Genomic DNA, 14,262 nt, shown 5'->3' with positions numbered 1-14,262 from the left:
CAAGTTACTCCCAAATTATATTTCTATACCGTAAAAATAAATAATATCAATAGCTAAAATAAAAAAAATTATAAATAAATTTCATGTAAATTTTAATAATTATATAATTAATTATTTTAAATGAGCTAAATATTTTGATACTGATTAGGTTATATATTTACATTCCGCTATGGTTAGATTTTTATATGAGTGAAATCGGAGAATTTTAACATTTCAGAAAAAGCAAACAAGAGGATTCCTACAGGGACGAAGAGCGAAAGCCACATTGTTATTAAGAAAAGTTAACGAATTATAATTTTCTTCATTGCGAAATCTATCGAAACAATCCGCTATCAATAAAATCAAATTAAGAATTATTTAGTAAAACCTTCGGTATCTTCAAATTCTTTAATATACTTCTTTATTCCATTTGCCGTAGCTTTCACCATTTTTATTCTCGTGTCTTTAGTATTCATAAATTTAGCGTCTTCTTCATTAGTTATAAATCCAATCTCTATCAAAGTGGAAGGCATAAGCGAACCTTTTAAAACATAAAATAAAGCGTTTTGAACGGGTTTATTTCTTTTTGAAACTCCGCTTACTTTATAAACTTCGTCCACTATAGATTGAGCGAGCAGTCTGCTTTCTTTTTGATGCTGTTCGACAAGCATATAATTATGAGTTAATTGAGATGCGTTTTCTTCGTATTTTGAAGCGTCAACTTTATCGAATTTAACCAGAGCGCTGTTTTCCAATATCGAAACCGCTCTAGCGTATTCGCTCGATTCTTGCGCCGTTATAAAATAAGCCTCGAAACCTTTCGCGTTCGGATTTAAAGAAGCGTTTGCATGAACGCTTATAAATAAAGCGTTTTTCGATTTTTCAGAGTCTATTTTTGCGGAAGCGTTTGCTATTTTATATCGCTCTTGCAAAGTCGGGTAAATGTCTTTATCTCTTGTAAGGAATATGTCGACATTCGGAAGTATTTTTTTTAATTCTTCTTTTAATTCCAATGAAAACGATAAAACAATATCTTTTTCTTTCAATTTATTTATTCCAATCGAGCCAGGGTCTTTTCCGCCATGTCCCGCGTCTATTATTATTGTAGTAATCGTTTTTTCGTTAAATTTATTCGCTACTGGATTAAAATTTTTTTTCAAGTCTTCAGGTTTTATATTCAGATTATCTAATTTTATATTTTCCGCTAAAACTCTATTAAAAAAGTTTAACGATAAAAATACTAAAATAAGAATAACGATTATTCTTCTTTTTCCTCTTCCGACATTTCTTCCAAATATCCGCAATCTTCCTTGATACAAACTTTAAATAATCCTTTATTTTTTATTTGCCTTTCAACCATTAATCCGTTGCATTTCGGACAAGGAGTTTGAATAGGCTTATCCCAGCTTACGAAATCGCATTTAGGATAATTGGAACAACCGTAGAATTCTCTTCCCCTTTTGGAACGCTTTAAAGTTATATCGCCTTGACATTTAGGACATACTCCGAAAGAAATTCCCTTTGCATTTTTGCATTCAGGGAATCCCGAACAAGCTATAAAATATCCGTATTTTCCAAGCCTTTTAATCATTTTCCTTCCGCATTTCTCACATACAAAATCGGTTTCTTCGTTGAAAAAATCCTTCATATTGTGAATATTTTCCGAAGCCGTTTTAAGCGTATCCAAAAAATGAGGATAGAATTCTTTTAACATTTTATTCCATTCTATATTATCGTCTTCTATTTTATCAAGTTTACTTTCCATATCAGCCGTAAATTTGATATTCACAAGTTCTGGGAAATTTTCGCTTATAAGTTCGTTTACCAATTTGCCCAATTCTGTAGGAACTAACTGTTTGCCTTTTCTTTGAACATAATGTCTCGAAATTATAGTTCTAATAATCGGAGCGTAAGTGGAAGGTCTGCCTATTCCTTCTTCTTCGAGAACTTTTACCAAAGAAGCGTCATTATATCTCGGAGGCGGAGTGGTAAAATGCTGCTGAGGATTATTTTCTATAAATTCGCAAATTTCGTCTTTGGAAAGATTAGGCATTTTAGCTGCTTTTTCTTTATCTCCTTTATCTATAGTAAGAACTTTTAAATAACCGTCAAATTCTATTTTTGAAGAAGAAACCGAAAATTCACAATCTCCAGCGACTATAATCGCTCTCGTATTTTTCATTTTTGCTGGAAGCATTTGCGAAGAAACGAATCTCTCCCATATCAATTTATATAATTTGTATTGGTCGTTCTTCAAATATTCTTTTACGCTATCTGGAGTCAAAAACACATTTGTCGGTCTTATAGCTTCATGCGCGTCTTGAGCGTTTTTCTTTACCGAATAACTTGGAGCTTCCGCTGGCAAATAATTTTCTCCATATTCTTTTTTTATAAATTCTCTCGCCTGCTCTTGAGCGACTGGAGATATTCTCACGCTGTCCGTTCTCATATAAGTTATAAGTCCCGTTGATTCTCCTGCAATCGAAACTCCTTCATATAAACCTTGAGCTATTTGCATTGTCTTTGAAGAATTATAACCTAACGAAGTGCTTGCCGCCTGCTGTAATTTACTTGTAGTATAAGGAGCGACTGGATTTCTTAATCTGTCTCTAACATCGATGGACGAAACCTTATAAGTTTTATCTTTCAAATGATTTATTATTTCATCAACATCTTTTTTATTTTTTAATTCTGGTTTTTCTCCCTTATATTTTTGAAGTTCTGCAATGAATTCTTTATTTTTATGTTTTAAGAATACTTCAAAAGTCCAATATTCTACGGGAACAAAAGCTTCAATTTCTCCCTCTCTATTGCAAATTATAAGCAAAGCAACATTTTGAACTCTGCCCGCAGATAATCTTCCTTTTATTTTTTCCCACAATAACGGACTCAAATTATATCCTATCAATCTGTCCAATACTCTTCTTGCCTTTTGAGCGTTTACTTTAGCAATATCGATATCTCTCGGTTTTTCAATCGCTTCGTTAAGCGCGTCTTTAGTTATTTCATGAAAAACTATTCTTTTTATAGGAATATTAGAATTAGCCATTTTAATTTTATTTCCTATATGCCAAGCTATGCTCTCTCCCTCTCTGTCATCGTCCGCCGCAAGTAAAACTTCTTCCGATTTTTTAGCTTCTCTTTTAAGTTCGTTTAATATTTTTGCTCTTCCTCTTATCGTAATATATTCTGGCTCAAATCCGTTATCGACATCGATTGCGATTCTGCTTTTCGGCAAATCTATCAAATGTCCCATAGAAGATTTAACTATATAATCCGCTCCCAAATATCTATTGATAGTTTTTGCCTTTGCTGGCGACTCGACTATTACAAGTTTCTTTTTTTTAGAATTAGTTTTTGATTTTTTTTCTTTTTTTTCAATTTTAACATTAGCTTCCATTATTTATTTCCCATCTCCAAATTTATTTTATTTATTTTAATTAATTTTATTTTTTATTTTATTTTTATAAAATTTATAATCTATAATAAAGCGGTATAATATTTTCCCGCCGTTTGTTTTATGAAACCGTTTATTTCAAGCTGCATCAAAACGGAAGTAACGACTTGAGTTTTCATTTCCGTCTCTTCTATAATATCGTCAATATGGACTTTATCGCTTTTGCTTATTATATCGTAAAGTTTCGCTTCGTCTCCTTCCAAATTTGGTTTTTCAATTTTTTTATTTTCAGTAATTTTTTTTATCGTTTTATTTTCTTTTTTATTATTCTCTTTATTCTTTTGAATATTTATAATTTTACTTTCTCTATTATTTTCTTTACTCGGAATATTGCCGCCTTCAAAATATTTTAATTTCATTTTCAAATAATCGTCATCGTTTGAAAATATGGAATCAAAATCTTCAAGTATATCGGTTATATCGTAAATAATTTTAGCTCCTTCTTTATATAATTTATGATTTCCAAAATATTCTTTCAGTTTTTCATCGTAAGGAGCTATATAAACTTCTCTACCTTGATTCAAAGCGTAATCTACAGTTATTAAAGCTCCAGATTTGCTCGAAGCCTCCACCATTATCGTAGCATAAGATAATCCCGATATTATTCTATTTCTTCTTGGAAAATTCATTCTATCGGGTTTCCTTCCAACTTCAAATTCGCTTACTACAATTCCGCTTTCAATCAATTTATTATAAACCTTAACGTTCTCGGACGGATAAACTATATCTATTCCGTTTCCCAAAACCGCAGCCGTATTTACAAGCGAAGATATTGCCCCCAAATGAGCTTCTTTATCTATCCCTTTCGCCATGCCCGACACAACCGTTATATTCAATGCGGATAATTTTGAAGCAATATCGAACGCGTATTTTTTGCTTTCATTAGTCGGGTTTCTCGTTCCAACTATTGAAATCGAATTTCTTCTTAATTTTTTTAAATCGCCTTTATAATAAAGTATGTATGGCGGATTATCAATCTGTTTTAAATTAAAAGGATATTCTTTATCGAATAAACTTAAAATTTTTATTTCATGTTCTTCGGATTTTTTTATTATATTTTCCGCTTTATCTAATATTTCGTTTTTACTGAAATCGTTAATTTTGAATTTGAATTTTTTTTCTATCAATTCTTTTAAATTTTTCTCTTTATCTTCAAAAATATTTTCAACCGATTCGTAATGTTTTATGAGTTCATAAATTCTTCTGTCTCCGATTTTTTCAATTTGATTAAGGGCTATCAAATAAGTTTTTATACTGTCGCTTTTATTCATTTTATTTCAATTACCCATACTCGTTATTTGATTTATATTATTTAAAGCTCTTTCTCTTATCGCAGTCGATTCGGTTAAATTAGATATTCTTCTATAAACTTCAACCGCTCTGTCTCTATTTCCAACGCTATATTGCAATCTCGCCAAAACAAATAAATAATCCGTATTATTCGGCGAAAGTTCAACCGCTTTATTTATAAGTTCCAAAGCTTCTTGATAATAATTTTGTTGAATTCCTTTTAGAGACGCCAAAGCTGCATAATAATTGGGATTATTCGCGTCTTTGCTGATTGCGAAATTTATATTTTTTTCCGCTCGCTCTATAAAGTCGTTTCTTTTTTCTTCCGTATCGGCGCTTTCAACCAAATAAGAATAAGATATTCCGAGTCCGTATCTTAAATAAGGACTGTTCGGCAAGATTTTCAAAGCTTCCGAAAAATATTTTGCAGAGTATCCGTATTGTCCTTTAGCCAAACTTCGCTCTCCCAAAAGTCTATACACGGCTGCAAGTCTATCTTGAGCGTATATTTTTTGATTTATTATGTCGTTATAAGTTCCCGTTATTTCAAGCAACGCTTCATCGTCGTCTTTATTTTTTCCTTTTTCGTATAAAGTATATGCTTTATTTAAATTATATCTGTTTTTAAAAACCTGATTGCAGGAACAAATAACCATCGCAAATATTATAATCATAAAAATCTTTTTCATAATAAAAACCTTTAATTAATTGTTTTATAATATATATAATTGTAGAAAAAGTAAAGAAAATTATTATATAAAAATAAATGCAAAAAATTATTAAAGTCGTTTGATAATTTTAAATTGATAATTTATTCCATTATTAAAATTTATATTGGTAAAAATTGTTTTATTGTTTTCGTCTAGTTTATTTATTCTTCAAATCTTCCAAATATCCAGATTCTTCGAGTTTTTGTTTGAATTCGTCTTCGGAAAGAATGTTTTTTATACCTATAACTTTTACGCCTTTTTCTGTAGCTTCTTTGAACATATCTGTAAAATTAATAGGACAAAAGATAAGGTCATAATCGGTTGCTGTATGCTCGCAGCCAGATAATGCGCATGTATGAATATCAAAATCTTTAATTTCCAAAGATTTTAGAGATTTTTCAGCCGTTGTTTTCATCATTAAAGTCGTTCCCGTTCCGTTAGCGCATGAAACCAATACTTTTAACATAGTTGAGCCTCCTAATAATATTTTAATATCAAATTATAATAAACTTAAAATTTCTTCCTCATTAACATCATTTTTTATTAATTTTTCAACTTTTTCATCGTCTCCCAAAAAATCGGCAAGTTCGGCTATTGCATCTTGATGTCCGTCCGCGTCTTCTGCGGCTAATGTGAAAAATAAATAAACTTTCGCTTCGGTTTTATAAAAATCTACTCCGTTTCTTATTTTTAATAAACTCATTCCTCTTTTTATAACGCCTTCTTCTGGACGAGAATGCGGCATTGCAACGCCGTCCATAAGAACAATATAGGGTCCGTTTTTGTGAACATTATCTATAATCGCTTTAATATATCTTTCTTCGATATTTCCATTTTTTACCAAAGATTCCGCTCCGATTTTCAAAGCCTCTTCCCAATTTGCCACAGAATCGACTATTTTAATATTTCCTTTTATGAATTCTTTTAACATAAAAACTCCGATTAAATTTTATATATTTTTATTCGTTTTAATATAATATTACAATAATTTTAATATTTTGTCAAATTTAACAATTATACTAAATGAATTATAAGCCCTATATACCGAAATTTAATATATAACAATTCTTTTAAAAATAGGTTATTATATTATAATATTAAATTTATAGTTTAATAATCAATAATTAATAGTTAAAGTTTCGGAGGAACTTTTGATTGCGTAGAAAGAGACATTCTCAATTCAAAATATATTTGGCTACAACTTTGATTGCCTTTATGATACCCGCAATTTTTAGCGCGATTTTGGTTTTGAACAATAAACAAAAATATTTGAATAATATTATTTCTTATATAAACGAAGTCTCTCCGATAAATATATCAATAGCCGACATAGAATTATCTTACAGACTCGAAATTATTTTGGAAGATGTAAAACTTTATTCAAAAAATAATTCTTCCGCTTTTTTCGATTTGGATAGAGCTTCTTTAAGATTCAATCCTTTAAGACTTTTATTTAAAAGAGATATTTTTTATATTTTAAGCGAAATAGATATTAATGACGCGAATTTTTATCCCGCGTTATTTGACAATTCGATTTTAAATAAAAACAAAGATAAACCTTCCGAAAACTATAACGATATAAAAAACACGATAGAAAATATTACAGATTTATTTCTCGATAAAAATATAAGAATAAGAAATTTTTCAACAAAGATTATTGACGAAGGAGAAACATCCGAAGTATCGCTTAATCATTTAAACGGAAATTTTAGAAATTATAGATATTTTTTATCTTACAGCATTAATCTGCCCGATAGAACTTCAATATATTTTACGATGGAAAGCAAACCCGATTTGTCCGAAATCAATTCTATAATAGACGCGCAGGACGAAAAAGGAGAATTATTTAAATATAATTTGGATTTCACAAACGATTATAACGATAAACTCGAAGGAAACTTAAGAAGCTACAGCAATAATTTTGCAAATTTAACTTACGATTATAATAATAAAAGACTGGATTTTTCAATCACAAATATAAATATTCAAAAAAGCGCAATTTATAAATTAATGAATATAGCTTTCGATACGCCGATAGTTCATAAATTTATTGAATTCGATAATAAAACGAGAACGACTATTAGCAATTATATCGGAGGTTTTCAATATGCGAATTTAAATATAAAAGGCAAACGAGCGGAAAACGAAAATCTTTATTTGGATATGGATTTGAAAGCGAAAGATAATTTTTTTGATTTATTTGCAAAAGCGGAATTAATCGACAACAATATAATTTTATCCAACGCGATAATAAATTTATTAAACGGAAATATAATCGCAAGCGGAGTAATTCCAATAGAAAAGCCGCTATTAAGCAGATTGGAATTAAATGTTAACGATATTTCGGCGGGTTTTAATAATTTATCTACGAGATTGACTTTAAGCCCCGTATCTTCGAGTATGGAAAGAATCGTAGCGAGATTTACGATGCAGGAATTAAGTTATGCAAATGTTTTATCCGAACCGATGGCTTTTAATATAATTCATAAAATAAAAGATAAAGAAATTGAAATTAATTTGATTGAAAATATTTATAAAGAACCGTTTAACGCGAATATTTATTTGGATAATACTAAACCGATACTTGCAAAAGCGAACGGAACTATTCCTCAAGATATTTTTATGGTTGCGCTGGGAAGAAATCCTATAGATAATTTATCTTCTTTATATGTTAATTATAGTATGAGCAACGCTTTATATACTGACGGAAAAGGAAATATTCATTCTTTGGAAATGGCTTCAAGAAAAGTTTACACGGAAGAATATTTAATAAGAATCTGCGCTTTGGTTTATAGCAATATGATAGAAATTAACGATATTTATTATAAATTATCCGACAGCGGCGATATAAAGGCAAAAGCGAATATTGAATACGATAAACAATTTAATGTAAAAATTAACGGAAATGTAGAAAGTCCATTTGGAGAATATAATTTAAACGGTTTTACTTTGGATTCTACCAACGGAAATAAAATAATCTATGCGGCGACTGAAAAATCCGAAATCGTGGCAAACGGTTCTATAACGACAAACGGAATAATTAATTTAAATATAAAAACTCCAAGAGAATTAAATATAAATAATAATGTTATAAACGCCGATATTTCAATCGACAATTATACTCAAGAACCTTTTTATATATACGGAAATGTAAAATTCGATAAAAATGTCGCTCCGATTTTTACTTTAAATACTCAATTCGAGCTTTCAAATCAAAGTTTAGTTTTTACAAATATAATTTTGGATTACGGCGCAAACAGAGTCATGGGAAACGGAATTTTGGATAATAGAGACGGAATAAATAAATTTACCGCTATATTCAAGTCGGCGGAATATGACGGCGGATTTGCAATCGATGTTTCAATCAATAAAAATAATGTTTATGGAAAATTGAATGTAGAAGATTTGCCTTTTAATTTGAATTACGGTAACGGAATTTACGGAATATTATCGGCGGATGCAACCGTGATTGGTTTATTAAACAACCCGATTATTTATCTTGATAGATTTAATATAAAAGATTTGGAAGTATTGGAAGACAGATTCGATGTTTCGCTTACGGGATATTACGGAAAAAACGAATTGGAACTTAAAGATTTTATTATGACGAAAACTGGAAAAAGCGGAGTAATAATATCAAAGACATTTACAAGACCGCAGCAAATAAAAATTCCTTACGCTTACTTTTCAAAAGATTTGCAGAATGCTCAAATAGAAGTTAATAATTTATTTTTATACAGCACATATAGCGGAAATATAAATTATAACATGAGAAGACTGCCGAACGGAATTGCCGAATACAGAATTCAAACGAGTCCGATTACGATTAATAAAAGAAAACTGCCCGAGTTCGGAACGGTAATGACTTATTCGGAAGGACAAATTTCTTTTAAGAATACAAAATCTCATGGAATTAACGGAATAATTTCAAAAGAAGAAAACGAAACAAAAACGGAATTAAATTATGTTTTTGATAATTACGATATGCTGAATATAGACGGAGTAATAAGAGATACGAAAAATAATCAAGTCGATTTGCTTTTAACTTCCGACAGGCTCAATGTGGAAATATTTGAAATATTTAATGTTATTTTTGACGAAATACAATCTTCTCCTACAAATTTTATAATCGATAATAAACCTTATACTTTATACGCGAGAATTCATGGAGATAAAGAAGATTTGGCTATAAACGGAAGATTTTTAGGACATGGAAGAAGAGTAAAGATAAAATATTTTTCCGACATATTTGACGATACGATTGTCGATTTTAATTTTGACGGAAATACTTTTAATATAAATAATTTAACTTTCTATTCCAAAAGAAAAAAGAATTTAGCCGTAACGGGAGAAGCGGAAATTTTTAAAAATAGCATAAATTATATAGCTTTCGATTTGCTTTCTTCGGACGAACAACTTGGACTTTTGAACGGAGATATAAATTTAAATGCCGCGAGAATAAGAGGACCTTTGCATTTGGATATGAAGGTTGGAGGAAGCATAGCCGCTCCTACAATCGGAGGCACATTGACTTTAATGAGAAGCGATATTCAGCTTCGCGTATTAAATAATCAAAACTATTATAATCAGCATATTTACGGAATAGCGAGCAGAATATACTGGGATTTTATTATAGAGGCTTGGAGACAGGTTAGAGTAAATCATACTTTGGTTGGAAATTTTTATTTGGAAGAAGGTTCTAAAATGAGAATTTACAGTTCTTTAATGGACGGTATGGAATTTGCGGGAACGATTAATCTTGAAAGAGGAAATATATATTATTTACAAAATACATATAGATTGGAAAACGGTTCGGTTACTTTTCCAGAAAGCGACAGTTCGGACCCTATAATAGAGGCAACCGCTTATGTAAATAAAAAATATTATACTTCGTCCGCAAGAGCGAATTCAAGTTCAAGTTCGACTTCGGAATATATTGAAGAAGAACTTCCGAGCGAAAATGTAACTTTATATATGGAAATGAACTCTCGATTATCTCAAATTTTATCTTCCGATACGGCGGGAATATCGCCAGTTAGATTTTATACTATTCCGCCTTTGAGTCAGTATCAGGTTAATCAGCTTGCGGGAATACCTCAAGGAAGTTTTGGAAATAGAGAAGAGCAGATGTTTGCCCAAAGCACGACATCTCTCGATAGAGCGACTATGAATAATTCTCAAATGAGTTCAATCACTCAGCTTGCGGGAAGCTACGGAGATGTAGCAATAGGAAACGCAACTTCCACTTATCTTTTAAGACCTTTTGAAAGATGGATAAGCAGACTTGGAATAATAGATTCTATAGATTTTAACGCGCCCGTAGTGAATAATTTTATAACTTATAATAATAATTTGAGTCTTTATAAAGTTTTTAATAATACGAGCGTTAGTATAGGAAAAACTTTTTCAAAATATTTATATGTAAAATACGACATAACATATAACTCGAAAGACCCCGACAGACCAAATCTTTTTGGGCGTCCGCAAGATTCTTATTATTTTGACCAAAGATTCGGTTTCGAGCTTTCTTTATTGAGAAACAGCAGGCTTGCAAATTTTAGTTTTGAATATAAAATAAATCCTTTCTATATTCAATCTATAGGGCAAGACTTTAATTTTGTTATTCGTAGAAGATTGTGGTTGTGGAGATAATATCAGTGAATTTTCTAAGAAAATATTTAATCGTTTTATTTTTGGTATTTGCCGTTTTATTTACTTTCATTTTGATAGCCGCGGAAAGCGATTTTGAAAATTTGAGAAACGCGAGAAATATTGCCGCCTATGAAGGATTAACGATAAACGATATAGAAGTGACTGGAGAAGTGCGTCTTACCGAAACCCAAATTAAAAATAGTTTTCCAATTAAAGCGGGAAGCAAATTTTCGAGAGCGGAAATAAATGAAGCGATAAAAAAATTATTCGATACTCAATCTTTTGAAAGAGTCGCAATCGATGTGCGAAACGATGGAAACGGAGTAATATTAAATATAATCGTTGCTGAAAGATTTTTAATAAAAGACATAATATACACGGGAAATAAAAGATTAACAAGAACGGCGCTAAACGATGCGATTAAACCGATAATGCAAGCGGGCGACCCTTATATTCCGCAAAATTTAAATGACGCCGTAAATTCTATAATCACAAATTACCAAGATAAAGGATATTTGAAAGCCTATGTAAAACCTAAAGTGACGGAAAATAAAGAACTTTCGGAAGTCACTATTGAAATGAATATTGAAGAAGGAAACGAAGTAAAAGTCGCTTTTATAAGATTTCATGGCAATACGCGTTTTTCGGATAACGAACTTAAAAGGCAAATGTCGACAAAAGAAAACGGATTTTTATCTTTGGGAAAATTTAACGAATTCAAATTTGAAGACGATAAAGCGAAAATAGTAAAATATTATGCCGACAGAGGCTATTATAAAGCGGAAGTGGATAATGTGAGATATACTTATCAATGGAGAGACCCGCAGATAAAAAACGACCAGGATTTGATAATTGATATTTATTTGACGGAAGGCGACAGATATTATTTTGGAGATATTGGATTTAAGGGAAATATAATAATTCCATCGGATAATATACAAAAAGATATAAAATCGAAAAAAGGCGCTTTATATAATTATACTTATCATATGACGGATTATCAGGGAATTCAAAATAAATATTCGGAAAGAGGATATATATTCCGTCAGGTTATTCCCGTTATTACGGTAAACGAAGACGCGAAGATAGTAAATATTATGTATGATATTGTTGAAAACGACAAAGCGCATATCGAAAATATTACATTCGCTGGAAATACAAAAACAAAAGATTTTGTTATTCAAAGATATGTCGATATAAAACCCGGCGAAATTTTTAACTCTGCAAAAATACAGAGAGTGCAGGAAAGATTATATAATACGCAGTTTTTTGAAAATATTAATATAAATGTAAAACCAGGTTCCGCAGAAGGATTAATGGAACTTGCCTTAAATGTAACGGACGGAAGGTCGGCTATGGTTTCAGGCGGCGGCGGATTTTCAACTGGTTCGGGATTTAAAGTTTTCGCTTCTATTAGAGAGATGAATTTCTTGGGAAGAGGTTTGCAATTAGGAGCGAGCGGAGAATACGGACAAACTCAAAAAAGAATCGCTCTCAATTTTGCCGAGCCTTATTTGCTCAATCTGCCAATCTATCTTGGAATAGATTTGTCTTATTTCTACGAAGATATAAATACGGGCGACCAGATAGGAACGGGAGATTTCGGACTTCCGAGATATTCTTATTATACGAGGCATGGTTTCGAGGGCATAGTTCGTTTGGGATATTATTTTTACGATTATTATTCTACATTTTTAACTTTCGACACGATAGTTCAACAGTATATGCAATGGTATAATCAGGGAGCGAACGAAGACAGTCCCGACCATGTTTTGAATGATATAAAAAAATATTTGAAACATAAAAAATTTAAAAAGGACGGAGGCTTTAGCAGATGGCAAAGCGACTGGTTTACGACATTTATCGTATCTTATTCTTTATTAAGAGATAGCAGAAACGATTATTCCAATCCGACAAGAGGAAGTTTTTTAAGAGGCACGGTTGATTTTTATTTTCTACATACTCAACTTATGAGATTAAATGCTACGGGATTTTTAGCAGTTCCCGTTAATGACAGACTTTCATTTGCATTCTACGGAGAGATAGCGCAAATAGTTAAAATTCCCGGAATGGATATTAGAAACGATGCGGATGTTTTATATTATCTTAATCCTTTTGAAGATGTCAGAGGATGGGACACTTCAAAATATACGATATTCAAACATAATAGAGGTTTGTCCACTTACGATATGGTAGGAAATAACGGCTCGATTGATTCTTGGGCTTACGGAAGAGCGAAAGTGAGAGTGTTTGCCGAATTGAGAGTTCCTATCATACAGAGAACTTTAGGATTTGTAACATTCTTGGATGCGGGACAATTATGGATGCCGGGAAGTTCGGGACTTAATCAGGATGGAGACGCTTATAGTTATCCTTCGCAATTTATGAATATTAAAGATATATTCGACCCTTCACAGTATATGTATTCTTGGGGATTCGGATTAAGGCTAACGATTCCAATATTTAATATAAGATTCTATTTTGCTCAAAGATTCGTTTATAATAAAGATAATGTGGGATTTGGAAAAGGTTTGCAGGCTTTCGAGGGCGATTCGTTTTCTCCGCTTGGAAAATGGCTTGGGAGAGGATGGGGAATAGCGTTTACGATGAATCATCCGTTCTATTAATCTATTAAAAAAATAAATTATATTGTATAATATTATTATTAAAAAAATTAATTAAAAATAAAATATAAATAAAAAATAAATAAAAAGAAACAAGGAGAAAAAATGAAAAAGTATTGTATTTTCGGTTTAATATTTATCGCGGTTTTATTTGTATCTATAATAAGTCCAAGATTATTCACTCAATCTTACAGGCTAACGAAAGTGGGCTATATAGATTTGCAAAGAGTAATAAAAGAAGTGACGAGCGACCAGGAACTTTTGGATGTTTTGAAACAAAAACAAGAAGAAATTAATAATCAAAATTCCGAAGAAGATAATTCCGAAAGTTCTATTGCAAATTCAAGAGACACTTCTTTGAAAGGACAAGTGAGAAAGCAAGTCTCAAATTCTTTAATGAATATTGTGCGAAAAGAAGGCTACACTTTGATTTTGGAAAGAACGGAACATTCGATATTGTATGCCGACAGAACTTTTGATATTACGGAATCGGTTATAGCGGATGTAAAATCGTCTTTAAGAAAATAAAATTATTAATTTAAATAATAAT

The 14,262-nt window shown here is 31.1% G+C and carries 9 protein-coding genes; 3 read left to right on the top strand and 6 right to left on the bottom strand.

Translation table 11 applies throughout. The features are described 5' to 3' along the window. Nucleotides 1-353: 353 nt before the first annotated feature. From ACR0QS_RS04740 to ACR0QS_RS04715, 6 genes are all read right to left on the bottom strand, one after another. Complete coding sequence (locus tag ACR0QS_RS04740; RefSeq protein ID WP_432632297.1) at nt 354-1,298, bottom strand: N-acetylmuramoyl-L-alanine amidase family protein; 945 nt, start codon at nt 1,296-1,298, stop codon at nt 354-356. Continuing rightward, nucleotides 1,238-3,379 carry a type I DNA topoisomerase gene (topA, locus tag ACR0QS_RS04735; protein WP_432632296.1) on the bottom strand — a complete coding sequence of 714 codons (2,142 nt, stop codon included), beginning with the start codon at nt 3,377-3,379 and terminating at the stop codon, nt 1,238-1,240. The genes ACR0QS_RS04740 and topA overlap by 61 nt, the downstream gene beginning before the upstream one ends. Nucleotides 3,380-3,459: 80 nt before the next feature. Further along, entirely contained in the window at nt 3,460-4,707 is a 1,248-nt protein-coding gene (dprA, locus tag ACR0QS_RS04730) for a DNA-processing protein DprA (protein ID WP_432632295.1), read from the bottom strand. A gap of 6 nt (nt 4,708-4,713) precedes the next feature. After that, complete coding sequence (locus ACR0QS_RS04725; RefSeq protein ID WP_432632294.1) at nt 4,714-5,415, bottom strand: tetratricopeptide repeat protein; 702 nt, start codon at nt 5,413-5,415, stop codon at nt 4,714-4,716. 178 nt (nt 5,416-5,593) lie between these two features. After that, nucleotides 5,594-5,902 carry a PTS sugar transporter subunit IIB gene (locus ACR0QS_RS04720; protein WP_432632293.1) on the bottom strand — a complete coding sequence of 103 codons (309 nt, stop codon included), beginning with the start codon at nt 5,900-5,902 and terminating at the stop codon, nt 5,594-5,596. A gap of 33 nt (nt 5,903-5,935) precedes the next feature. Next, complete coding sequence (locus ACR0QS_RS04715; protein ID WP_432632292.1) at nt 5,936-6,367, bottom strand: PTS sugar transporter subunit IIA; 432 nt, start codon at nt 6,365-6,367, stop codon at nt 5,936-5,938. A gap of 224 nt (nt 6,368-6,591) precedes the next feature. Here ACR0QS_RS04715 and ACR0QS_RS04710 point away from each other — a divergent pair, with 224 nt between their 5' ends. From ACR0QS_RS04710 to ACR0QS_RS04700, 3 genes are all read left to right on the top strand, one after another. Continuing rightward, the gene (locus tag ACR0QS_RS04710; protein ID WP_432632291.1) at nt 6,592-11,088 is read left to right on the top strand and encodes a hypothetical protein; all 4,497 of its coding nucleotides are present in this window, start codon (nt 6,592-6,594) and stop codon (nt 11,086-11,088) included. A 5-nt stretch (nt 11,089-11,093) separates the two neighbouring features. Continuing rightward, on the top strand, nt 11,094-13,715 hold the full coding sequence (gene bamA, locus ACR0QS_RS04705) for an outer membrane protein assembly factor BamA (protein ID WP_432632290.1): 2,622 nt from the start codon (nt 11,094-11,096) through the stop codon (nt 13,713-13,715). A gap of 102 nt (nt 13,716-13,817) precedes the next feature. Then, nucleotides 13,818-14,240: an OmpH family outer membrane protein gene (locus ACR0QS_RS04700; protein WP_432632289.1), complete on the top strand. Its 423-nt coding sequence runs from the start codon at nt 13,818-13,820 to the stop codon at nt 14,238-14,240. Nucleotides 14,241-14,262: the final 22 nt, after the last annotated feature.

The organism is Brachyspira sp., assembly GCF_050873525.1.
Taxonomy (GTDB): Bacteria; Spirochaetota; Brachyspiria; order Brachyspirales; family Brachyspiraceae; genus Brachyspira.
The sequence above is the reverse complement of the archived record's forward strand: the minus strand, read 5'-3'. Positions and strand labels throughout refer to the sequence as shown.